Raw genomic sequence first — 22,965 nt, forward strand, 5'->3', positions numbered from 1 at the left:
AGATGCCAGATGTGAACCCCAAAATATTTGCCTAGAGCTGAGCTATCGAGATTTCGTTTGGGATCACCTCCCCTGTGAAGTAAAGCACGGCCGCTGTCTTACGCGCCAGCTCAAAATAGGGCTTGGTCAGCAGTGGATCTTTTTGATGGGCGACGCTTGGGGTACCGGCATCACCATCTTCACGCACAGTACGGTGCAGCGGAAGCTCTCCCAAAAGCTGGCTCTGGCACTCCTGGACCAGAGACTCCCCTCCCCCCGAGCCAAACAGAGCGTCGTGACGTCCGCATTGACTGCAGATGTAATAGCTCATATTTTCCACGACTCCCAGCACAGGGATATTCATTTTACGAAACATGGCGATCCCCTTACGGGCGTCGGCAAGAGCGATATCCTGGGGCGTGGTGATCACCACAGCCGCCGTGGTGGGCACCTGCTGCGCTAAAGTGAGCTGGATATCACCGGTTCCCGGCGGCATATCGATCACCAGGTAATCCAACTCGGGCCAGGCGGTATCATAAAGGAGCTGAGACAAGGCTTTACTCGCCATTGGCCCGCGCCAGATCGCCGCCTGTTCCTCGGGAACCATATAACCGATACTGTTTGAAACGATGCCAAAGGAGTCGATCGGCAGCATCATCTTCCCATCCGGACTGACCGGCTTTTGATCGCGGGTTCCCAGCATCAGCGGGATGGAGGGCCCATAGATATCCGCATCCAGCAACCCGACTCTGGCGCCCTCATGGGACAGAGCCAGCGCCAGGTTCACCGCCGTAGTGGATTTACCCACGCCTCCCTTTCCGGAAGAGACGGCGATGATATTGCGAACGTTACGAATGCCAGGTAACTCCATGGCGCGCTTGATGGTGGCAACATCCGTGGTGATTGCAAATTCGATCTCTGAGACGCCACTGAGCTCTCTTAGACTGTTGCCAAAATCCTGCATCAGTAACTGCAGGTAGCCCTGGCCGGCAAATGGCAAACGGATCTTCACCACCAGCTTGTCATCACTGAGATCAATTGCCTTTAAAAACCCCGCCTCTGTCAGCGAGCTTTCCCAGCCATCGGGCTTAAAATTAGACAGCTGCGCACGGATCTGTTGCTCCAGTCCCTCTAGATTATTCATTGAGATAGATTCCATCATTGATCAATGGTTGCCAGTTTACTCCCTCTCACTGAAATTCCAACCGGATCTATTTTGTGGGTTTCATTGGCCCTAACCCTAGGCAGAATGGGCAACATGAGGTACTATTTCTCCCATTTTCCTCCTAAGACTGGACACCTTTTAATCTATGGCAAACGATTCTCGTAATATCCTGGTGACTTGTGCGCTGCCTTACGCTAACGGCTCTATCCATCTCGGACATATGCTGGAGCATATCCAAGCCGATATCTGGGTCCGTTACCTGCGCATGCGCGGCCATAATGTGCATTTTATCTGTGCCGATGATGCCCATGGCACACCGATTATGCTCAAGGCTCAGCAGATGGGAATGACGCCAGAGCAGATGATTGAAGAGGTCTCCAAAGAGCACCAGTCTGATTTTTCACGCTTTAACATCAGCTTCGATCATTACTACTCGACTCACAGCGAAGAGAACCGTGAGCTGGCGGGTTATATCTATACCCAGCTCAAGCAGAACGGTTATATCCAAAGCCGCACCATCTCTCAGCTGTTTGATCCGCAAAAAGAGATGTTCCTGCCGGATCGTTTCGTGAAAGGGATCTGCCCACGCTGTAAGTCAGAAGATCAATATGGTGATAACTGTGATAACTGTGGTGCCACCTATAGCCCGACCGAGCTGATCAACCCCACCTCGGCAGTTTCCGGCGCTGAGCCTGTGATGAAGAAAACCGAGCACTTCTTCTTTGATCTGCCTCAGTTCGAGTCCATGCTCAAGGAGTGGGTCCACTCGGGCTCGGTCCAGGAAGAGATGGCCAATAAGCTCAGCGAATGGTTTGAAACCGGGCTGCAGCAATGGGACATCACCCGTGACGCCCCCTACTTCGGCTTTGAGATCCCGGATGCTCCCGGCAAGTACTTTTATGTGTGGCTGGATGCACCCATAGGTTACATGAGCGCCTTCAAAAACCTGTGTAGCAAGCGTCCCGAGCTTGATTTTGATCTGTTCTGGAAGAAAGAACAGGAAGCGAGCAGTGAGCTGTATCACTTCATCGGCAAGGATATTGTCTATTTCCACAGCCTGTTCTGGCCAGCCATGCTTGAGGGCTCAGGTTTCAGAAAGCCGAGCAATGTCTTCGTCCACGGCTATATCACGGTCAACGGCTCCAAGATGTCCAAATCCAAGGGCACCTTCATCAAGGCGGACACCTACCTCAACCACCTGGATCCCGAGTGCCTGCGCTATTACTATGCGGCCAAGCTCTCCAACCGCATCGATGATATCGATCTGAACCTGGAAGACTTTGTGCAGCGGGTCAACTCCGATGTGGTGAACAAGCTGGTGAACCTCGCCTCACGCAACGCAGGCTTCATCAGTAAGCGATTTGACGGCATGCTCGCCGAGAGCTGCGCCGAGCCTGAGCTGTATCAGCAGTTTGTCGAAGCTGGCGAGTCAATTGCGGCCCATTTCGAGGCACGCGAATTTGGTAAGGCGATCCGTGAGATCATGGCACTGGCCGATGAAGCAAACCGCTACATCGACGAGAAAGCCCCCTGGGTGGTTGCCAAGCAGGAGGGCCAGGAGCAGCAACTGCAAGCGATCTCTAGCGTTGGCCTGAACCTGTTCCGGGTACTGATGACCTATCTCAAGCCGGTGATGCCTGAGCTTGCGGCTCGCTCCGAGGCCTTCCTCAATTGTGAGCTGAGCTGGGATGCCCGGGTTAAGCCGCTGACTTCTCATCAAATCAGCCGCTTCAAGGCCCTGTTTACCCGCATTGACCCTTCCCACATTGAGAAGATGGTTGAAGCGTCCAAACATGAACTGGAGCAGGTTACCAAGCCTCAGCCCAGCGGCCCACTGGCCGAGGAGCCAATCGCCGATGAGATCGGCTATGATGACTTCATCAAGTTGGATCTGCGGGTTGCCCGGGTGATCAGCGCCGAAGGGATCCCTGAGGCGAAGAAGCTGCTGAAACTGCAGCTGGATCTGGGGGGCGAAACCCGCCAGGTGTTTGCGGGGATCAAGGCCGCCTATGAGCCGGAGCAACTGGTCGATAAACTGGTGGTGATGGTTGCTAACCTGGCGCCACGCAAGATGCGCTTTGGTGTCTCTGAAGGCATGGTATTGATGGCTGGCTCCGACGATAAGGAACTAAAGATCATCAGCCCGGAAACGGGTGCCAAGCCGGGACAACGGATTTTGTAATTAAAACGACCACCTCCTATGGAGGAGGTTTTCAATAGATAAGAGAAAGGGAGCAGTAGCTCCCTTTTTTGATCTCAACGGCTCTCGTCATCGATTAAAGCTTTGGGGATCCGGTAACACTTTCCCGAGTACTTATCGAAAACCTGAACCGTTTTGCACTCCCTGTCTTCGGCTGATTGCGGCGGAACCGCTCTTCCGCTATGAATATTCACCCGCTTACTTTTAAGCAACAGCAGGTCAAGCCTGCAATGCCCCTTGGCTTTGTCGCTACTCTTTCAGCTCTGAGCCACTTCATCCTTGTTACTCATTTGGACCTCACTTTAGTTCAAGTCAGGTTTACACTATTCAATAAGACTCGAAAGGAAAATGGGAATAAACCCTTATATTTAGAGCATTTACTCCATAAATGGAGCCAATGCTGTAATTAATCTCAGGCTTTACACGCTGACTCGCAATACCGATTATCATCCATGATAATCCTTACCAATTCGGCGTCCCTGCCTCTCGCTTGTTGCGATGCAACCACGCCCTTGGCCGCTCTACTGCAGCGTCCTTGCTGCAGAAGGTCAGCTTAGCAAAGCCTGAAATTCTTTTCGTTGAGCTGAACATAATGAACCGGATTAATCCGAAATAGCTCTAGCTCCATCAGGCAACAACCAACGATCACACAAGGCGATCGCTCTGGTGTAGGCTTTCAGAAAAATGAGGCAAGCTAATGCCTGCTTAGGCTCTTTAGGAAAAGCGACAATGACGTCGCGCAGGCCAGGAATATCATCGGGACTTACGTCTCACAGAACAAAACCGCTCTATGGGGAGCCCCGGGAATACTCTATATGCGCCAGGTTCATGTCTTAGGCAGCTTATCTTCCGGCAGGATCAGGGTGTAACGTTCATCCTCCTCAATCCGGATGATCTTACCCTCGGGGTAAAACTCAGCGGCATAACATTCGGCTTCCTCAACGCAGCCTCTTTGAAGGAGGATCTCAATCATCTTATCTGGGGGACTTCGACATACACCGTATAGGTTGGCATTTTTTGAAAGTAGTCCTGAAAATCTTTTTATTCATCATACCTGTAAAATCTGACAGGTGTCCAACCGGCACCCGGTCTCAGGGCTCATCCCCACTCAATAAATAAAATCCCAGGCTAAAAACTGACGCAGCTTACGATCCCTAAAGCCACCCACTGAGATCAGGAGCTTTCATCATCCATTTGCTGATAGATGTATTGGTAAAGCTGCCTGACCTGCTCACAAGAGAGATGAGTATGCACCCATGTATTGAACTCTTCGAAAGATTTACAGCCCTCCTTGAGGTTATAGAAACACTGCCTCTGTTTCTCGTAGCAAGTCTCGGTGTCGCTCTCATCCCACCAGGCTCCCCCGGGCTCAACCTTAGGGAGCAGGTAGTTTTTGGCGAGCGCAAGCTGTTTACAATCCAGCCGATATGGCATGCATTTGTATCTTTTCATCTGAGATCATCGTCATGAGGGCCACCTGTAAGTATAGCCCTCAACCACTTTACATAGAAAAAATAGCGTCATTATCGGCGGTAGAAATTATCATCCAGGATCCCTCCATGTGTCTCTTTCAACCTGAGATGGTGACTCCAGGCCAGGATCTTGCTGACTCATCTGCTGACTTGATTGACTCAATGTTTTTTCATCCGAGCGACCCGGCTCATAGAAAAATCCAAACAGCGCGATCGCTGCGATGATGATTACTCCTAATACAGTTTTTGCAAGTTCGGGGATTTTCATAGCTCCTCCCTGGGCATATGAGACTGTTATCCAAGGTAGCAGGTGGGACTCATAAGAAACATGGGTTAATCTACCCAGGCCTTTGCCCGGCCTGCTCGTTGATGACAGGGGGATAAGGATCACGGCGAAAAGGACTCAAACCGGTTATGCTTGTCCGAATTAAAGCAAACCACATATCCTATGAAATTTTCTCAGCTAAATGCCTTTAAGGTGATCGTTGAGTGCCAAACGATCACTGCCGCCGCTCACCAGCTTAACCTCAGTCAACCCGCGGTGAGCCGACTGCTTGTCAGCCTGGAGCAACATCTTGGCTTTCCCCTGTTTACCCGCCAGAAAAACCGCTTGCAGCTCAACCGGCAGGGAGAGGCATTCTACCTTGAGGCCTGCAAGGTGGTTGAAGCCATGACCGGCCTGGATGATGCGGTCGATTCTCTGCGCAGTAAGGGCTTTGGGGCGATCGATATCGCCGCCATGCCGCTCCTGTCTCACTCCTTTTTACCCAGGGTGATTTCACTGCTACTCAAAGAAAGCTCTCAGCTCAAGGTGGGCTTTAAGAGCTACCGCTCAGAAGAGGTTCTGCGCCGGGTGCAGAGTCAGAGTATCGATCTCGGCTTTGCGTTTAGCGATGCGGTGGTGGCAGGGGTCAAGACCCAGACCCTGAGCTCGGAGTGTGTGTGCCTGCTTCCCAAAAACCACCCCTGAGTGAGCTGGCTGAAATCGATATTCATCACCTGGCAAATCAGGTGGTCATACGCCATGAAAAAGACAGCACCCAGCAAAGACTCGATACCCTGCTACGCCGTTATGAGCTACGCATTAAAGAGCAGTTCGAGGTCTCTTTAGCCACCAGCGCAGGACAGTTGGTCCATGAGGGGTGTGGCATCGCCATTACCGATCCCTTTACCGCCCGCCAGTTTGAGAGGATGGGGGAAACCGTCATAAAGCCACTTTGTTTTTCACTCCCCTTCGAGTTCCAGATCATCTCTCCGGCATCTCGTCCGGCAAACCGCAATAGCCACAGACTTATCCAGCTGTTTATCCATCTGGCTCAGGAGATGGGAATTGCATTGACAATCTCTCCCATAAGAGAGATACCCGAGCACTCCAAAATAGCCTGAGACGGACAAAGCGAGCTAAATCACAAACTTTACCTGGATTCATCTCGCTGAGGTCATGAGGATAACTCATTACATATCAGCTAGTTATAAATAGAAAATAAGTTGACTATAACCTTTTTGCATACTGCCCGTCTGTTTATGCATTGGTCTCTCTCAGGCTATTCCCTCTAGGCTGGTTACCAGGTAACTCATAGAGGAAGAGCACATCATGAAACCACGTGTATCCGTGATCGGATCCGGTAATGCAGGACTGACCGCTGCCTACCATTTTTCACTCCAGGGAGCCGAAGTATGCCTGTATGGCGCCCCCGGATTTGATCAGCCGTTAACCGATATCGAAAACAATAATGGCATGATTGAGGCGGTCGCAAGCTACCAGGACACGAGCATGGCCTATGCCGGAGAGCAAAAAATTCATACCCTGTGCCGGGAGATTGAGCAAGCGGTTGATTTTTCAGATCTGCTGGTGCTTCCCGTCCCTCATTTGCCCAGGAGCCACTCTTTACCCAGATGCTTCCCCATCTTCACCAGGGGCAAACCATACTGCTGATGCCGGGAAACTATGGCTCTTTAGTGCTCAACCGGATCAAGCAACAGCAGGGATATCAGGCACTGGATATCACCTTTGTTGATGCGATCTCGATTCCATGGGCAACTCGTATCATAGGTCCGGCTCAGATCGCGATCCTCGGCATGAAGCAATACCTGCCGGTTGCCGCTTTTCCTGCCAGGCGAACTGAACAGGCCATCGGGCGCTGTAAAGGGATCATGCCTCTGCCGCTACGGCCCTTAGCTCATGTGATCGAAGCCGGGCTTGAAAACATTAACTTCGGGGGGCACCCACTGCTGACCACCCTGAATATGGGTCTTTTAGAGAACTTCAAGGGCGAGTTTAACTACTACCGGGATTGCTGCTCGACATCGACCGCAAAAGCTGCAGCCGTCATGGAGCAGGAACGGATACGGATCGGCAAGGCGCTGGGCATCGAGCTAACCAGTGAACTCGATGCCATGAACTCCCTGTATGGAATGAAGTGTGAGAGTGTCTACGAAGCGAACCGAACCTCGGTGACCCACGGCAAGCTCAACAGTGCTCCAAGCTCTGCCTCCAATCGTTACATCACAGAAGATGCGGCCTATCTGCTGGTGCCCTGCTTTGAATTTGCAAAGCTAACCGGGCTTGAGACTCCGCTCATCGAATCCTGTCTGCATATAGATAACGCCTACAACAGCACCAACTACTTCGAAAAGGGAAGAACCCTGCAAAAGATGGGGCTGTCTGAGATGTCCGTTGCCGAAGTTCTGAACTTTGTCGCCTGAATAATTCATCTGAGGGTGGCCCGGCCCCTCTCCTCTGCCCAAGGATGACTGATGAGCAAATTTAAGTTTCCCTCCGCCTACACCATATTAATGGGGCTAACCGTATTGATGGCAACCCTGACCTGGCTGATCCCGCGGGCCATTACCAGATGCAGGAAAATCACGAGCTCAATCGCATGGTTCCCGTGGTTGGCTCTTATCATAGAGTCCAGGCCAATCATCAGGGGCTGATCGATGTTCTGATGGCTCCGGTACAGGGATTTTATGATCCGGCCGACGACCACGCACGGGCCATCGGCGTCGCCCTGTTTGTGCTGGTGATCGGTGGATTTCTGGCTGTCGTGACCAAAACAGGAGCCATCGACGCTGGCATTCAATGCATCATGAAGCGCCTGGCTGGCCAAGAGCGCTGGATGATCCCGATCCTGATGGGGCTTTTTGCCCTTGGAGGAACCATTTATGGTATGGCGGAAGAGACCCTGCCATTTTATCCCCTGTTGATCCCCGTGATGATCGCTGCCGGTTATGACACCATAGTTGCGGTTGCCATCATCATGGTTGGAGCCGGTATCGGTTGTCTGGGCTCAACCATCAACCCCTTTGCAACAGTGATCGCATCCAATGCCGCCCAGGTGAATTTCATGGATGGGATCTGGCTTCGACTGCTGATCCTGATCCTGGGCTGGATCATCTGTGTCATCTATGTGATGCGCTACGCCGCAAGGGTCAAACAAGATCCGCAAACCTCGATTGTTGCCGGTCAAAAAGAGGCAAATGAGCGCCATTTTCTTCACCAGTCACTGCATGCAGAGCGCCTCACGGGTACCCATAAGCTGGTCCTTGGCATATTCGGACTCACATTTTGTATCATGATGTATGGGGTCTCGGCTCTGGGATGGTGGATGGCTGAGCTATCGACCCTGTTTATCGGGGCCACCATACTGGTGGGGCTGGTGGCCCGGATGAATGAGTCCGAACTTACCGGTAGCTTTGTGGATGGGGCCCGGGATCTACTGGGAGTAGCCCTCATCATAGCCATCGCTCGTGGCATTGTGGTGGTGATGGATAATGGCAACATTACCCATACGATCCTCCACTACGCCGAAGGCCTGCTCGCCCACCTGACACAGGTCGCTTTTATCAATGCTATCTACTGGATTGAGGCACTACTCTGCCTGGTGGTTCCCTCATCATCCGGGCTGGCGGTGCTCTCGATGCCGGTCATGGCTCCGCTGGCTGATTTTGCCGGAGTGAGTCGCGAGCTGGTGGTGACCGCCTTTCAATCGGCATCCGGTCTGCCAAACCTGGTGACTCCCACGTCCGGGGTGGTAATGGGTGCCCTGGCAATCGGTCGGATCAGCTATGGATCCTGGCTCAGATTTATCGGCCCCCTGCTCGGTATTTTGACCCTGATGGTGATGGGGCTATTGAGCCTGTCGGTCATTCTAAGCTAGTGCAGAGTTCTTGCCCCATTTTGCTCGATGCATCCCGGGGCGCATCGAGCTTATCAAGAGCCGTGATATTTCGTGGGTAGCAGGCAAACATAGCTCTCAGTAGGCTCTAAACTCTTCTGGAACCGTGCAATCTTCACACTCTTCAATGCTATAGGAATCAACCCTGGCGCTACGCGGCCCCTGTTTCAGCCACTCGGCCAGGCAGGCCACCTGAACCGGCTCCCCTGAGCCAGCACCTCAACGTCGCCATTGGGCAGATTCATCGCGTAACCAATAAGCCCCAGTTTTTTCGCCTCAAGCTGGGTTGAGTAACGAAATCCGACGCCCTGCACAATGCCCCCGACAACCACTTTCACGCAACGAATCGCCATCTTGTTCTCCTTTTTTATGGCTCCATTGAGTTTTAACCTCTCCCCCCATAGAATAGCGGCCCCAAAGCTCAGAAAAAAGCGTAACTAAATATGCAGACTCGCGTTATTCTCGAAGCCGGCCGTGAAAAATCACTGCTGCGCCGCCATCCCTGGATCTTCTCCCGTGCCATCGCCCGGGTCGAAGGCAGAGTTAAACCTGGCCAAACCGTTGAGGTACTCGATAGCAAGGGAAACTGGCTGGCGCGCGGCGCTTACTCTCCCGAGTCACAAATTCGGGTGCGGGTCTGGACCTTTAACCAGCAGCAACCGATTGATATCGCCTTTTTCAAAGGACGGCTGCAGCGAGCCCAGCAGGCACGCCAGGAGTTAATCGATGCCCAACAGCTGACCGGGTACCGGCTGATTGCTGCCGAATCCGATGGCCTGCCCGGGATCACCATCGACCGCTACGGCGACTTCCTGGTGTGTCAGCTCCTTTCCGCCGGCGCCGAATTTCAGAAAAAAGCGCTGCTCAACGCACTCAAATCCTGCTTTCCAGAGTGCAGCATCTATGAACGTTCCGATGTTGCGGTACGTCTCAAAGAGGGCCTCAAGGAGCAGAAAGGACTACTACATGGTGATGAGCCCCCCAAGCAGCTCACCATTGAAGAGAACCATGGGGTGAAGATCCTGATCGACATTGAAAATGGCCACAAGACAGGTTTCTACCTGGATCAGCGGGACAACCGGCAGATCGCCAGTCGCTATACCAAGGGTAAGCGGGTGCTGAACTGCTTCTGCTATACAGGTACCTTTGGCGTCTATGCCCTCAAGGGAGGGGCCAGCGAAGTGGTTAATGTTGATGTCTCTAAGGATGCACTGGCGATCGCCCAACAGAACGTTGAGATCAACGGGCTCGATCTCAGCAAGGCGCAATTTGTTCAAAAGGATGTATTTCAGCTACTGCGGGATTACCGGGATCGGGGTGAAAAATTTGACACCATCATTCTCGACCCACCCAAGTTTGTTGAGAACAAGCGCCAGCTGGATAAGGCCTGCCGCGGCTACAAGGATATCAACATGCTGGCTTGTCAGCTCCTGAATCCGGGCGGCACCCTGCTCACCTACTCCTGCTCAGGGCTGATGAGCTCCGATCTCTTCCAGAAGATAGTGGCCGATGCAGCCCTGGATGCCGGGCGTAACGCCCAGATCATCGAGCGCCTGTCTCAGGCAAGCGATCACCCGATCGCCACCAGCTATCCCGAAGGCTTCTACCTCAAGGGACTGGTGGTTCGGGTGTTTTAAATCCAGCCTTTTCGGCAGGGAGTGGATAAAAGATCCATTCCCTGCAATAACAAGCAACTCACTCCTGGCTTTGGGCAATTTAAAACTGCTTAGCCCCCGATGACTCGCGAGTGTATGACGAAGTAGCCCTCAGAACTATCCTCCCTTGATCCACTCAGATCATGATACCTGAGACTCACACAGAGCTCCTTAGTGTCAATTTCACAAGACTTTTGCGCTCAGTTACCGACTCATCAATACTTAATTTAACGAAGATCCTCTATCGCCCTGGGTGCTCAGGTTTAACCTGAGAAGGAAATGCCGTGTTTTTTCCTGAAGCGATGGCGCGCCTTGTTTGGGTTGTGCCAAGAGAGCAGCTTGCAAGTTGCCTTCAGCAGCTGGCTGAGACCGAAAGCTTTCAGCCGAACGACCAACAGAGCCTGGGCGATGTCGATGATCTGCACCTCTTAAGGCAGCTCAGACGAACACAGCAAATTGACTGTCGATTGCACCATGTTAAGCAAGCTCTTAAAAACCTTCCCGAAAAAACCTTGCTCAGCTACGAGATTGGTGTGCGCTCAGGTTCAGCGCCACTCCCACAGGGGGCCATCCCCATTGATAACGATCTGTTTTTGCAAGTTGGCCGGCAGCTATCCTCTCCTGAAGCAAGGCGACCCCCTTCTCCAGATACCCAAGCTCCAGCCCTTAACGATCATCAATTTGAGCTTCTTTTCTCAACGGAGCAGCAGATCGGATATACCAGAGACTGGGCAATCATTGATGGATGGATCCCAGCCAGGAGAATGCCTCAGTTTAATGAGATGCTGAAGCATCAAACCTTTGCGCTGATCCCGGCCGAGGAGACTGAGCTTCCCCTGAGCCAGGTTCCCAGCCTGTTTCATCGGCATAAAATCCTGGAGGGGTTTGGCTCCCTGATGAAACTCTATGGGATCACCGGCTATCGGGAACTTGATCCCACCCCCATCCTGGCCATCAGCTTTTCCCTGATGTTTGGGTTGATGTTTGCCGATCTCGGGCAGGGCTTACTGCTGTTCCTCCTTGGGCTGTGGTTATTCAACAGGGGAGCGAAGGATCAAAAGTGGCAATCATACAAGCTTGCCGGACTGTTACTCATGCCCATCGGTGTGTCGGCAGCCTTTTTCGGAACCCTGTTTGGAAGCCTGTTTGCCCATGAAGATTGGATTCCCGCCCTGATTTTTCACCCGATGCAACAGGTGGTTCACTTCCTGATCCTCAGTATTTTTGTCGGGATCTCTGTGCTCTGCCTTGGAATGGGGATCGGCATTCTCAACGCCTGGTTAAGTGGACGCTTCAGGAAACAACTCTGGGATAATTTTGGCCCCATCGGCCTGCTGTTTTATCTTGCCAGCATAGGATTATCACTGGGCTATTGGCTCCAGCAAACATCCATAATTTACTTCAGCCTTGCTTTGATGGGAGCCTGCTTAGCCTGTATCGCCATCCGCCACTTTCTTTTGCTCGTAGATGAACCCCTTGGGTTACGCCTGATGATCACTGTGATTGAAACCTATGATTTTGCAATCAAGTTTATCGTGCAGACCCTCTCCTTTATTCGTCTGGCGGCCTTTACCTTTTCTCATATCGCCCTGTCTATGGCCCTGCTGATGATTGTCGAGCTCCTCTCATCTAACCTCTTATTGGCCTCGCTTGCATTTGTGCTCGGCAATATTTTGATCGCCCTGATAGAGGGGATATTGGTCTGCATCCAGGTCACCCGCCTGCATTTTTCGAATTCTTTACTAAATTTTCATCAGGAGGAGGTATCCCTTTCAGGCCTCTGAAATTATCAGGAGATCCCTAAATGAGCACACCAATCATGGCCAATAAATGGTTTTTAGGGCTCTGCTCCACCCTAGGATCTTTCGGTCTTTTCATCATTGTATTGTGGTTTTTCCTCCCTGAGGCTGCGGCCCAAACAGTCACTGAGCCGGAAAAGACACTTCCCCATTGGGGCTTTTACTTAGCGGCAGCTCTATCCACAGGACTCTCCTGTATTGGGGCAGGGATTGCCGTTAGCCAGGTGGGTGCAGCAGCAATGGCGGCTATCTCCGAAAAACCCGAGCTATTCGGGCGGGGACTGGTCATCCTTGGCCTTGCCGAGGGGATCGCCATCTACGGCCTTGTCATCTCGATCATCATTATTACGGCCATATAACATGGAACTCAGGATACAGGGTAATGATCAGGAGCAATTGCTGTTTCAATTGCTCGGGATTACAAAAAGAAACGGGGATGAACCCTGTGGCTTACTGCTCGGGGTAAACGAGGCCACGCCAGATCCGAGTGACATAGAGCTGTATCTGAGATTACCCGATCTTGACCACCCATTGCGCGAGACGGAGCAACTAACCAAGGAGCTCGGTCGGGCCATTGGCCTTGCCGAGGTACACCTGTGAACTTTGACAAACAAGCCGATCCGGCTGATCCCTCAAATACCTTGCACAAACTCTATGATGAGTTAGATCAGAGGCTTTCGCAGCAACTTGCCGATATAGAAAAAAGTTACCAAGCCAGGGCCCGGCAGCTTAAACAGGAGAAGATGCGGAGCTATAAAAACCAGCTCACAAAGCTACAGCAAAGTCATGACGATGAGCTCAGGCAGCTTCAGCTAAAATCGACTCGAGAGTCCGAAGCACGGCAGCAACAAAGCCTCTGGCAGTGCCAGCAAGCCTGTATTGATGAAATTATTGCGATGACCCGGGATGTTCTGCTAAAACAAGCACCCGATCTCGAACAGCTCAAATCCTGGATCGAACAGGCCTCGTCACTGCAAACAAGGGATCCCAGCTGGGAGCTTAAGATCCCGCTCCAATGGGCGGAGCGGATCAACGCTGAAAGTTTTGGTTTAAAGCAGTGTCGTTTTGAGCATGTTCATCTTACGAAGATAAACACTTCCACAGGGCCCATGCTGGGAGGCGCAATTCTACAGAACCCAAAGATGCACATCGAAATAGATGGATCTTGGGATCATAGGTTACAGATTTTAACTTCGGAACTATGGCAACGGTGGCTTAAAGATGTCAGCCCGGATGATCAGGATTAGCGGCCCGGTTGTAGTATGTGACCATGCAGAAGAGTTCGCCATGGGGGACCATGTTGCTGTCGGAAATATCGGCCTGGTTGGAGAGGTGATCCGCCTGACGCCGACAGAGTGTTTTCTACAAGTCTACGAAGATACCACTGAGCTGGTCATCGGCGAGCCGGTGACCAGTAGGGGCTCCGCCCTGGCTGTTGAGCTTGGCCCCGGGCTGTTATCCTCTATCTATGATGGCATTCAGCGTCCCCTCCCCCTGCTGCAGAAGCAGCTTGGCCCCTCAATTCTAAAAGGCGCCACCGCTCCCGCCTTAGACCGAACCAAACTTTGGCCATTTGTCCCCTTGCAAACAAAAGGAGCCGAGCTCAGCGGAGGCACCATCATTGGTGAGGTGCAGGAGACGGAAACCATCTGCCATAAGATCATGCTGCCGCCAAATCTTAGTGGACAGCTAACCCAGATCGCTTGCAGCGGAGACTATAACCTCGAAGAGCCGATTGCCCGGATCCTAAGCAGCGACGGCCAGGAGCATCCTGTCTATCTTTATCAGCGCTGGCCGGTACGGATCAAACGGCCCATCCGGCAGCGTCTTCCACCGGATCAGCCCCTCATTACCGGTCAACGGGTCATAGATACCCTGCTGCCCATCGCCAAAGGAGGCACGGCCGCCATGCCGGGAGGCTTTGGTACCGGCAAGACGGTGACCCAGCATAACCTTGCCAAATGGTGTGATGCCGACATCATTGTCTACATTGGATGTGGTGAGCGAGGCAATGAAATCACCGGGGTCCTGGAGGATTTTCCTAAGCTTAAAGATCCCAGGAGTGGCCACCCTCTGATTGAGCGCACCGTCATGATAGCAAATACCTCAAACATGCCGGTGGCTGCCAGGGAGGCTTCCATCTATACCGGGATCACTATTGCGGAGTATTTTCGCGATCAGGGGCTCGACGTTGCACTGATGGCCGACTCAACCTCCCGCTGGGCCGAAGCGCTAAGAGAGATCTCAGGAAGGCTCGAAGAGATGCCCGCAGAAGAGGGGTTCCCGGCCTACCTGCCGAGCCGGACCGCCGAATTCTATGAACGGGCGGGACGGGTCCATACATTATCCAATCAAACGGGCTCTGTGACCGCAATCGGGGCTGTCTCTCCACCGGGAGGGGACTTTTCAGAGCCTGTAACCCTGCATACCCAGCGATTTGTGAAAGCCTACTGGATGCTGGATAAAAACCTGGCCTATGCCCGGCTGTTTCCGGCAATCCATCCTCTTGAATCATACTCAGAATATGAGGCAGATCTCATGGGATGGTGGAAGCATATCTCACCACAGTGGCATGAGGAGCGTGATGAGCTGCTCAGGCTCCTCACAGCTGCAGATGAACTCAAAGGAATCGTCAGGATCCTGGGTGAAGAGGGGATCTCAGATCACCAGCGTAAGATCCTGATCGCAGAGCGGGTGATTAAGGAAGGTTTCTTGCAACAATCCGCCTTTAGCCCCAGGGATCGCTTTTCATCGCCAGAAAAACAGGCCTATCTGCTCGGGGTGATCATTAAGACCCTGCATGAGCTGTTTGAAGACCCAACGCCAGCCCGGGAGATCTTCTCTAAGTTAAAGCTCGATGGACTGATCCGCCTTAAAGACGAAATTGGATCGGATGAGGCTCAAAAGATTCTTGGGTGGAGGGATACAGATTGAAAGACCCTGTCATCTACACCCAACTGGAACAGATTGAGGGCCCGCTGGTTGCCCTGGTTGCGGCCCTGCCCGGGATCGGTTTTGGCGAAGCCGTTCAACTGGTAGACAAGCAGGGGCGAACTCGCCATGGCAGAGTGGCCCTGCTCGATGGTGATAAGGTTACAATCGAAGTATTCCAGGGCACTATGGGGCTGGCTAAGAGCTCCGAAAAAATTCAGTTTATGGGACACCCCATCACCCTGCCCCTTGATCACTCCATTCTGGGTCGACGGCTTAATGGCATGGGAGAGCCCATTGATGGAGGGCCTCCATTAATCGGCAAGAGATTTGATATCAACGGCAGCCCCCTTAACCCGACCGCAAGAGCCTATCCCCAGGACTTCATCCAGACCGGCATCACCGCCATCGACGCCTTAAACTCCCTGGTTCGAGGGCAAAAATTACCCATCTTCTCCTCATCGGGGCTGCCCCATGATCAACTGGCGATCCAGATAGCTCAACAGGCTAAGATCCGTCCCGATCTGAGCGCAAGTTCAGATAAGCTTACCAACCAAGAGGAGCTGGTGGTCGTGTTTGCCGCCATCGGTGTCAAACACGATGTGGCGTTACGCTTTTCTGAAGCCATCTCAGGCCATACCGTCTCCTTTCTTAACCTGGCAGACGATCCTGTCATGGAGAGATTGCTCACTCCCAGAGTCGCACTAACCGCGGCAGAATACCTGGCATTCCACTGTGGCTTGCATGTACTGGTGATACTGACGGATATGACTGTTTATGGTGAGGCGTTGAGGGAAGTTGCAACCGCCCGCGGAGATATCCCTTCACGCAAGGGATACCCAAGTTACCTGTATAGTGATCTTGCCACCCTCTACGAGCGAGCCGGACGGATTAAAGGCAAGCCGGGTTCAATTACCCAGCTCCCCATTTTGACCATGCCCAACAATGACATCACTCACCCCATCGCGGATCTGACCGGTTATATCACCGAAGGGCAAATTGTACTCTCCCGGGATCTCTTTCATCAGCGCATCTATCCCCCATCAACCTGCCACCCTCCCTATCCCGACTGATGGCCGACGGTGTTGGTGAGGGGCGAACCCGAGATGACCATCACCCGCTGATGGAGCAACTTTACGCCGCTTATACTCGCGCCGAGGAGGTCCGAATGATGACTCGCATCGTGGGAGAAGAGGATCTCTCTGAGGCTGACCGAAGCTATCTTAACTTTGGTGAGCGCCTCGAGCGGTTTTTTATTTCTCAGGATGTGACTGAAGATCGAAGCATTGAGAAAAGTCTTGAGATCGGCTGGCAGATGTTAGGCAGCCTTTCCAAAGAGGAGTTAACCCGATTAAGTGCCGAGTTACTTGAGCGTTACGCAAGTCTCATGAATACAGAGCAGGATCCATAACCCGGTCCGGCGCAAAGGATCAACCGGGTGAGCTCAGAAGAGAACAGGAGAGAATAAGATGTCCTCTACCACGCGTCGCCACGCAACCAAGGCTGAGCTGGTCCACCTTAAGACAGAGCTCAAGGTTGCCCAGGATGGCCTGGCGCTTCTGGAAAGAAAGCGTGACATGCTCATCATGGAAGCGATTGAAAGGCTTAAGCAGGCTAAGTTTCAGAGGCAGGAGATCACCCAAAAGTGGCGGCAGCTTCAGGAGATATGGCAGGAAACGCTGGCACAGGAGCCAGTTCACAGGATCCGGCAACTGGCTGAGACAGTGCCCCCACTCGCACCCCTGAATAATATGAGCCAGCACTGGATGTCGATTGAGCTTGCACAACTTTCTCTTGAGAGGCCCCAGTTAGATCTGCTGGGCTCAATCCTCGAGGTGTCCGTTCGCCCCGAGCAGGTGAGAGGCCTATTGAGTAGCCTGATGCCTGAGCTGGTTCAGTTAATGGAGCAGGAAACCAACGTCCGCAAAATCACCCAATCCCTGAAACAATGCCACCGCCAGGTTAATGCGCTAAAACAGGTGATCATTCCAGAGCTCTCTCAGGCCAGAAATCAGATAGAGCAAAGGCTGGAAGAGAAAGACAGAGAAGCCATTTTTCAGGTTAAGCGATTAAAGGCACGGTTATCATGAAACAGAGCGAGCTAGAGCATTTTGTCACTCAATTAGCGCAAGCAGAGCAAGCCGCTGCGCAGACCATACAGCAAGCGGAGCTTAAGGCCGAGCAAAGATTAGAGGCGTTGCTACAGACACTCGAGCAGGAACATCAAGAGGCATTCAATGAGTTGCAACAAAAATTGCAGCAGGAAAAGCAATGTACTATTGAAGAACTTAAGCAGCAAGCTATACAACTTGAGCGGGAGACAAACACTCGCATTGAGAGGTTCAGGCAGGGTCACCAGGCACAACTCTCCTCACTGGTGGACTGGTTAGTCAAACGGATTATCGACGCATGAAACCCGCTCTTTGGACAAAGCTCAAGAGTGTCGGTCCTCCGCTCGATTTTGATAGTGAAATGCAGCGCTTTATTTTTTGGCTCCCGACCCATGTTCGCCCCTTTGCTCTCAGGGTGCGCCGCTGGCGAAAGCTCTACCTTCAGGCAGCCGATGTAAATACCCGGGTCAAGATCGAGCAGCAAGCACTGCTGGATCTTCGCCGCAGTTTATCCAGCATACCCGAGCGGGCCCTCATCTTTGCCTTTCTAAAAAAGGTGGAAGATGCTTATCATTTGAGCCTGGCGACTCGAAGAGATGCACTAACGGGCACGCTAATCAACACCAAGCTGGACGATGAGCTTATCGATTCTCTGGAGGTCTGGCTGGAGGCGTGCCGTGGGCATCGCGAAGTTCGTAGCTGGCTATTGCGAATGCTTCGGGCCTGGCGAGTCCAACGAAATCGGCCTGATAACTGATCCCCCCGGGTGAGCCAACCCCACTGCCCTCAAAAATAATCTCCTCCCCTGTGTTTCCCGATAAATGACAAAAAAGAGCAAAAAGCATGAATTGAAACGCTTTAGAGCCTAAACCACCTATAATTCGTGCTTTTGTTCAGGTTCAGGTTCAGGATCATGACATTAAAGTTCTTTGCATTGAGTTTACTCATCCTCACTCTTAACGGCTGCTCAGCGCTTAAGCAGATGGCCATTGACAGTACCTGCCAGGATACCGCGGCTTACCAGACAGGCCAGAACGATGCGACCAGGGGACAGCAGCCACAAACAAACTATGCCTCCATCTGTCCTGCTAATGCCAACCAGTATAATCAGCAATATCTTAAAGGCTATCGATCCCTGTTTTGCTCCAATGACAGGGCCTATGCTGCCGGGGTGAACGATGGAAAAAGTAACCAGGATATGCGAGTCAATTACGCCGCAGTGTGTTCCGCGAACCAGCGTAAAGCATTTAACCAGCAATACCGTCAGGGGTATAAGTTTGGGCTTGAGCAGTATTCACACAAGGTCAATATCAATATTGGCCAAACCCACTCTGACTCAGGCTCTCAGTACTCCTGCCTCGACTGTCGCGACTCATTTCAGCGGAACTGTGGTTATGACTGCATGAAAAACGATGCTGGGCACGTATTATGTGGCGCTTCGGCACAAGACAGATGCATCAGAGGCAAAGACGGGGATGTTGTCTGCGGCTCACAGTGCAGCCTGGACAGTTTTGGCGAGGCAAGCTGCCAAAGGCAAAGTTACTCCAAAGACAGTGAACGCAACGACTCATCAGGTTTCTCGATCAATTTTAACTAACCTCTCTTAAAGCTAAGCCAGCCTAATCCACCAGCATCCTGAATTTTTGTAAGGATAGGTTTCGGGGGATTTAGAGCTCTTTCGGACTAACCTGGGTCATCACTTCAGCCTGAGATAAAGAATTTCTGGCTTTGCTAAGCTGACCTTCTGCAGCATGGGCGGAGTGGCAATGCAACGTCGCGAGAAGCAGGGAGGCCGAACTGGAGAAAAGATTATCAGGGAAGATAATCGATGCAGTAGAGCACCAGGGGCGTCGCTGCGTCGTAACAACGCGAGAGGCAGGGGTGGAATTGCCCCAGGCAATGAAACGGGAGGCAGGATGCCGAGCTGGGGAGGATGCCCATGGACGGGCATCGCCGAGCTGGAAAAGATTATCATGGATGATAATCGGCACTGCGAGTCAGTTTGCAAAGCCAGAGATTAATCACAGTATTGACTCCATTTATGGAGAAAATGCTTTAGCCCGATAACTCCCGATGCTGAACCTGATTGCGTTCAGCGTCGAAGAGCTATCCTCTATATGGGTTCTAGCTCCCTAGCCAGCAGTGACTGGCTCCGAAACCAGCTTACGGATCGCCACGTCCAGGCGCTCGGTATGCTCCATCGCTCGCTCGGAGACTTCCTGCAGGCTGTTATAAACCCCCTCGATATAGACCATGCCGTGACTATAGATCGGCTGCTGATAGACCATACCCGTCAGATAAGCGGTCTGTTGTAACGGGAACAGCAGTTGCTCTACCGAGAAGTGGTTATACCCCAGAGGCTGGTAGGCATCTTTAGGCCCGCCAATTGTCAGCGAGAGCAATAAGTGTTTCCCCTTGAGCTTGTCCCCGTTACGCCCATAGGCAAAGTTGTAGCTGAAAACCTCATCAATCCAGGTTTTCATCAGGCCTGGCACCGAGTACCAATAGAAAGGAAACTGGAGTACCAGCACATCCGCACCAAGCAGTGACTGCTGCTCAGCCTGCACATCTATCTTGCCATCCGGATAGAGGCTGTCTAGCTCTCTCACTTCAGCCTCAGGGTAACGCTGTACAAGATTTTGTAAGATGAGTTTATTGGTGTTTGAGGATTTAAGATCCGGATGACCGGAGATAATCAATACTCTGCTCATGAAAGGCACCATCCATATCTGTTTGTGATAGGTATCCAGTCTAGTGGCGTTTACTCATAAAAATAAGAGGGATAGTCCCTAAATCACTGTTAGTATTTAACTAACAATATCAAACCCACGTGCCCAGATGTCAGCCAGTCAATTAAACCAGTTACGCGTCTTCATCGCCGTCGCTAAATCCGGCAGCATTAGGGGCGCGGCCCGCAAACTCGAGATTTCGGCCCCCTCGGTCAGCCAGGCGCTCAAACATCTTGAAAAGAGCCTCGAAGTTCAGCTACTGATCCGGACCACACGCAGCGTGACCTTAACCGATGCCGGAAGAATGCTTTTAGAACAGGTCGAAGGACCGATGAAAAGCATCACCACCGCTCTGGACAGCGTGAAGCAGCTACAGCAAGAGCCTGTCGGTAAGCTCAGGATCACCCTGCCCCGCTTTGTCTATCAAACGCTCCTCAAGCCGGTTTATGCCGAGTTTTGTCAACGTTACCCCAAAATTGAACTGGAGCTTTCTATCTCAGATGCAACCGTCCACCTGATCGATGAGGAATTTGATGCGGGGATCCGCTTTGGCCATCGTCTTGAGCCCGGGATGGTCGCCCGCAAGCTGACCGGACCACTGAAAAACATGCTGTTTGCCTCACCCGACTACATAGAATGTCACGGATTACCAACCACCCCGGTCGAGCTGCAGCAACACCCACTGATCCAGTACCGCTTCATCACCTCCAATCAAATAACGCCCATGGAGCTTATTGAAAACCGGGAGCAGATCAGAGTCGATATGCCGACCGCTCTCATCGTTAATGATACCGATGCGGTGATTGATGCGGCGCTGCAGGGAATGGGGATCGGCCGCCTTATCGAAACCGCAGTAGAACCCTATCTAAGAACCGGAGCACTCATTGCGCTGCTCCCGGAATACTGGATTGAATACCCCGGGCTCTACCTCTACTTTGCACAAAATAGTCAAAAGGCGCGGCGCCTGAGGGTTTTTATCGATTTTATCTGTGAACGGGCAAAGGAGATCGGCTGATCTCCAAAAGGTTTTGGTGTTCACCCCTGCCCAGGCCTACAGATTCAAAACTGGAAGTGTCAGGAGAGTCTAGACTGGCCACACAACCCGAAGAGCGACCAGGATCAGCACCAGGCCGCACAGGCGATCGATCCAAACGGCTTTGGCGCGTAATACCTCCAGCACCCTGGGATGTGACAGCAGCATAGCAATCAAGGTATACCATAAGCCATCCACCAGCAGGGGGGTGCCTATCACTATCGCATGATCATGACTCGCAGCCCCCGCAGCAACAAATTGGCTAAACAGTGCAAGGAAAAACAGAATAAGCTTAGGGTTGATGAGAGAGATCATCAGTCCATCCCGGGCGGCTCGACCCAAGGAGCAGTGACGGCCTGACTCCAGGTGCTCAGCGATCCCCCCCTTGGAGCGAAGTGCTCCGATCCCCAGCCAAATCAGGTAAGCAGCCCCAAGGTAGGAGATCGTATGAAACAGCCAGGGGGTATGATGCAGCAAAACCGCCAGACCAGATACCGTCAGCAACGCGTAAAAGCCCACCCCTAAGGCATGGGACCAGGCGGTCACCACGCCATGCAATCGCCCTCCCCCCAGGCTATGACGGGCAACCATCGCCAGACTCGCGCCTGGGGACATGGCGCCAAGTAAACAAACGACAAACAGGGAACCCCAAATTGTTAAGCTCATGATCACTCTCCTATCGAATCTGGCGTCAGCTTAACCCGACTAGGTTATGATTTGAAATCAATATAAATCATGACGGCTATGCATTCAGGTTATAGAGACCGAATAGATGGAATCACGAAAAATACCCAGCACATGCTCTCTTGCCCACAGATGTGCCGGATCCTGATCATAACGGGGGTGCCAGAGCATCCAGTATTGATGGATGGGAGTTGTTAGCGGCAGACTCCGATACTCGGTTTCAAACTGTTGCCCCATGTTCCGCGCAATATGCTCAGGCGTCACCAGCAGGTAATCGCTCCTGACGAGCACAGACAGAGCCGATGAGAAAAATGGTGTTTGGCACTGCACCCTGTAGTCGTACCCCTGCTCCCTTAACACCCTGGCGACGAAACTATCCTTGTCTCCCCCTCCGGTTATCCGAATATGGCCAAACCGGCTTAGATCGGCCAACTCCAATCTGGGTTTAGCGATCAGAGGATGACGCCTGGACATCACGCACACGGCGGTATCGCTCCCCAGATGTTCACCACTGAAACCGGCTGGAATCGTTTCCGCCATAGTGGTTACCAGATCGGCCTGAAGGGCTGCAGGTTCACTCAGTTGGGCCGGAGACCAAAGCTGATAGTTAAACTCTAGCAAGGGGCCTTGGCAGATAATGAGTGGACCACCTCGGGAAAAATATACTGTGCCACATAATCAGATGATGCCAGGGTCAGGGTTGCCTGCCATTGAGCGGGAGAGAATGTCTGTGGTGCAAGTAAGGTTTCGACATCTTTCATCAGGGTATTGAGCTGCTCTTTGAGCTGCTGCGCTCTTGGGGTCAAAACCAGCTGATTTCCTTCCCGGATCAGCAGGGGATCGGCAAACAACTCACGGAGCTGGGCCAGCTGACGGCTCACCGCCGACTGGGTGATATGCAGCTGGCTGGCCGTGCGGCTGACATGACACTCGATTAACAGGGTCTGCAGGGTCCGCAGCAGGTTCAAATTTACCTGTCCCAGTGTTGTGCTGCTGTCTGGGGTCATAGAGATGATACTCTTTGTCTAG

The 22,965-nt window shown here is 52.4% G+C and carries 25 protein-coding genes and 2 pseudogenes; 18 read left to right on the forward strand and 9 right to left on the reverse strand.

The features are described from left to right. Positions 1–31: 31 nt before the first annotated feature. A complete protein-coding gene (apbC, locus tag DB847_RS12165; RefSeq protein ID WP_234418378.1) occupies positions 32–1,123 on the reverse strand; it encodes an iron-sulfur cluster carrier protein ApbC in 1,092 nt (363 codons plus the stop codon). 166 nt (positions 1,124–1,289) lie between these two features. Here apbC and metG point away from each other — a divergent pair, with 166 nt between their 5' ends. Continuing rightward, positions 1,290–3,326, forward strand: coding sequence for a methionine--tRNA ligase (gene metG / locus DB847_RS12170; protein WP_108650954.1), 2,037 nt, complete (start codon positions 1,290–1,292; stop codon positions 3,324–3,326). Positions 3,327–4,170: 844 nt separating this feature from the next. On the opposite strand, the gene DB847_RS24385 is transcribed toward metG, so the two are convergent. The 3 genes from DB847_RS24385 to DB847_RS12180 all read right to left on the reverse strand — a co-directional run bounded on the left by DB847_RS24385 (position 4,171) and on the right by DB847_RS12180 (position 5,084). Continuing rightward, positions 4,171–4,317 carry a hypothetical protein gene (locus DB847_RS24385; RefSeq protein ID WP_159084576.1) on the reverse strand — a complete coding sequence of 49 codons (147 nt, stop codon included), beginning with the start codon at positions 4,315–4,317 and terminating at the stop codon, positions 4,171–4,173. Positions 4,318–4,517: 200 nt separating this feature from the next. Then, complete coding sequence (locus tag DB847_RS12175; RefSeq protein ID WP_159084577.1) at positions 4,518–4,796, reverse strand: hypothetical protein; 279 nt, start codon at positions 4,794–4,796, stop codon at positions 4,518–4,520. Between the two features lie 90 nt (positions 4,797–4,886). Further along, on the reverse strand, positions 4,887–5,084 hold the full coding sequence (locus DB847_RS12180) for a hypothetical protein (protein WP_108650956.1): 198 nt from the start codon (positions 5,082–5,084) through the stop codon (positions 4,887–4,889). A 180-nt stretch (positions 5,085–5,264) separates the two neighbouring features. On the opposite strand from DB847_RS12180, the pseudogene DB847_RS25590 reads away from it, so the two are divergent. From DB847_RS25590 to DB847_RS12195, 4 genes and pseudogenes are all read left to right on the forward strand, one after another. Beyond that, a pseudogene (locus DB847_RS25590) lies at positions 5,265–6,202 on the forward strand (LysR family transcriptional regulator). Between the two features lie 208 nt (positions 6,203–6,410). Beyond that, positions 6,411–6,752, forward strand: coding sequence for a Rossmann-fold NAD(P)-binding domain-containing protein (locus tag DB847_RS24980; protein WP_199911547.1), 342 nt, complete (start codon positions 6,411–6,413; stop codon positions 6,750–6,752). Beyond that, on the forward strand, positions 6,713–7,522 hold the full coding sequence (locus DB847_RS12190; protein WP_199911548.1) for an NAD/NADP octopine/nopaline dehydrogenase family protein: 810 nt from the start codon (positions 6,713–6,715) through the stop codon (positions 7,520–7,522). Before DB847_RS24980 ends, DB847_RS12190 begins: the two co-directional genes overlap by 40 nt. 51 nt (positions 7,523–7,573) lie before the next feature. Next, positions 7,574–8,976, forward strand: a pseudogene (locus DB847_RS12195) (YfcC family protein). Positions 8,977–9,161: 185 nt separating this feature from the next. On the opposite strand, the gene DB847_RS12200 reads toward DB847_RS12195, so the two are convergent. Further along, positions 9,162–9,347 (reverse strand): acylphosphatase, encoded by a 186-nt coding sequence (locus DB847_RS12200; protein ID WP_407644417.1) that lies wholly within the window; start codon positions 9,345–9,347, stop codon positions 9,162–9,164. A 90-nt stretch (positions 9,348–9,437) separates the two neighbouring features. Between DB847_RS12200 and DB847_RS12205 the strand changes: the two genes are divergently transcribed. From DB847_RS12205 to DB847_RS12255, 12 genes are all read left to right on the forward strand, one after another. Further along, positions 9,438–10,631 (forward strand): class I SAM-dependent methyltransferase, encoded by a 1,194-nt coding sequence (locus DB847_RS12205; RefSeq protein ID WP_108650957.1) that lies wholly within the window; start codon positions 9,438–9,440, stop codon positions 10,629–10,631. 302 nt (positions 10,632–10,933) lie between these two features. Beyond that, the gene (locus DB847_RS12210; RefSeq protein WP_108650958.1) at positions 10,934–12,433 is read left to right on the forward strand and encodes a V-type ATPase 116kDa subunit family protein; all 1,500 of its coding nucleotides are present in this window, start codon (positions 10,934–10,936) and stop codon (positions 12,431–12,433) included. Between the two features lie 20 nt (positions 12,434–12,453). Next, complete coding sequence (locus DB847_RS12215) at positions 12,454–12,807, forward strand: ATP synthase subunit C (protein ID WP_108650959.1); 354 nt, start codon at positions 12,454–12,456, stop codon at positions 12,805–12,807. A 1-nt stretch (position 12,808) separates the two neighbouring features. After that, positions 12,809–13,048 carry a hypothetical protein gene (locus DB847_RS12220; protein ID WP_108650960.1) on the forward strand — a complete coding sequence of 80 codons (240 nt, stop codon included), beginning with the start codon at positions 12,809–12,811 and terminating at the stop codon, positions 13,046–13,048. Next, positions 13,045–13,695, forward strand: coding sequence for a hypothetical protein (locus DB847_RS12225; protein WP_108650961.1), 651 nt, complete (start codon positions 13,045–13,047; stop codon positions 13,693–13,695). The genes DB847_RS12220 and DB847_RS12225 overlap by 4 nt, the downstream gene beginning before the upstream one ends. Next, positions 13,682–15,382, forward strand: coding sequence for a V-type ATP synthase subunit A (locus DB847_RS12230; protein ID WP_199911549.1), 1,701 nt, complete (start codon positions 13,682–13,684; stop codon positions 15,380–15,382). The genes DB847_RS12225 and DB847_RS12230 overlap by 14 nt, the downstream gene beginning before the upstream one ends. Then, on the forward strand, positions 15,379–16,452 hold the full coding sequence (locus DB847_RS12235) for a V-type ATP synthase subunit B (protein WP_234418379.1): 1,074 nt from the start codon (positions 15,379–15,381) through the stop codon (positions 16,450–16,452). Before DB847_RS12230 ends, DB847_RS12235 begins: the two co-directional genes overlap by 4 nt. Before the next feature lie 50 nt (positions 16,453–16,502). After that, positions 16,503–16,790, forward strand: coding sequence for an ATP synthase beta subunit C-terminal domain-containing protein (locus DB847_RS25595; RefSeq protein WP_407644418.1), 288 nt, complete (start codon positions 16,503–16,505; stop codon positions 16,788–16,790). A gap of 58 nt (positions 16,791–16,848) precedes the next feature. After that, complete coding sequence (locus DB847_RS12240) at positions 16,849–17,469, forward strand: V-type ATP synthase subunit D (protein WP_108650963.1); 621 nt, start codon at positions 16,849–16,851, stop codon at positions 17,467–17,469. Beyond that, positions 17,466–17,792, forward strand: coding sequence for a hypothetical protein (locus DB847_RS12245; RefSeq protein ID WP_108650964.1), 327 nt, complete (start codon positions 17,466–17,468; stop codon positions 17,790–17,792). The genes DB847_RS12240 and DB847_RS12245 overlap by 4 nt, the downstream gene beginning before the upstream one ends. Then, on the forward strand, positions 17,789–18,247 hold the full coding sequence (locus DB847_RS12250) for a hypothetical protein (protein WP_108650965.1): 459 nt from the start codon (positions 17,789–17,791) through the stop codon (positions 18,245–18,247). Before DB847_RS12245 ends, DB847_RS12250 begins: the two co-directional genes overlap by 4 nt. 156 nt (positions 18,248–18,403) lie before the next feature. After that, on the forward strand, positions 18,404–19,087 hold the full coding sequence (locus DB847_RS12255) for a hypothetical protein (RefSeq protein WP_108650966.1): 684 nt from the start codon (positions 18,404–18,406) through the stop codon (positions 19,085–19,087). A gap of 535 nt (positions 19,088–19,622) precedes the next feature. Here DB847_RS12255 and DB847_RS12265 read toward each other — a convergent pair. After that, a complete protein-coding gene (locus DB847_RS12265; RefSeq protein ID WP_108650968.1) occupies positions 19,623–20,201 on the reverse strand; it encodes an NAD(P)H-dependent oxidoreductase in 579 nt (192 codons plus the stop codon). 127 nt (positions 20,202–20,328) lie between these two features. Between DB847_RS12265 and DB847_RS12270 the strand changes: the two genes are divergently transcribed. Next, complete coding sequence (locus tag DB847_RS12270; RefSeq protein ID WP_108650969.1) at positions 20,329–21,234, forward strand: LysR family transcriptional regulator; 906 nt, start codon at positions 20,329–20,331, stop codon at positions 21,232–21,234. A 69-nt stretch (positions 21,235–21,303) separates the two neighbouring features. Here DB847_RS12270 and DB847_RS12275 read toward each other — a convergent pair whose 3' ends face one another. From DB847_RS12275 to DB847_RS24990, 3 genes are all read right to left on the reverse strand, one after another. Continuing rightward, a complete protein-coding gene (locus DB847_RS12275; RefSeq protein WP_108650970.1) occupies positions 21,304–21,918 on the reverse strand; it encodes a LysE family translocator in 615 nt (204 codons plus the stop codon). Between the two features lie 84 nt (positions 21,919–22,002). Next, a complete protein-coding gene (locus DB847_RS24985; protein WP_199911550.1) occupies positions 22,003–22,476 on the reverse strand; it encodes a LysR substrate-binding domain-containing protein in 474 nt (157 codons plus the stop codon). A 74-nt stretch (positions 22,477–22,550) separates the two neighbouring features. Next, positions 22,551–22,943 carry a LysR family transcriptional regulator gene (locus DB847_RS24990; protein ID WP_199911551.1) on the reverse strand — a complete coding sequence of 131 codons (393 nt, stop codon included), beginning with the start codon at positions 22,941–22,943 and terminating at the stop codon, positions 22,551–22,553. Positions 22,944–22,965 lie beyond the last annotated feature (22 nt).

The organism is Dongshaea marina, from assembly GCF_003072645.1.
GTDB classification, from domain to species: Bacteria; Pseudomonadota; Gammaproteobacteria; order Enterobacterales; family Aeromonadaceae; genus Dongshaea; species Dongshaea marina.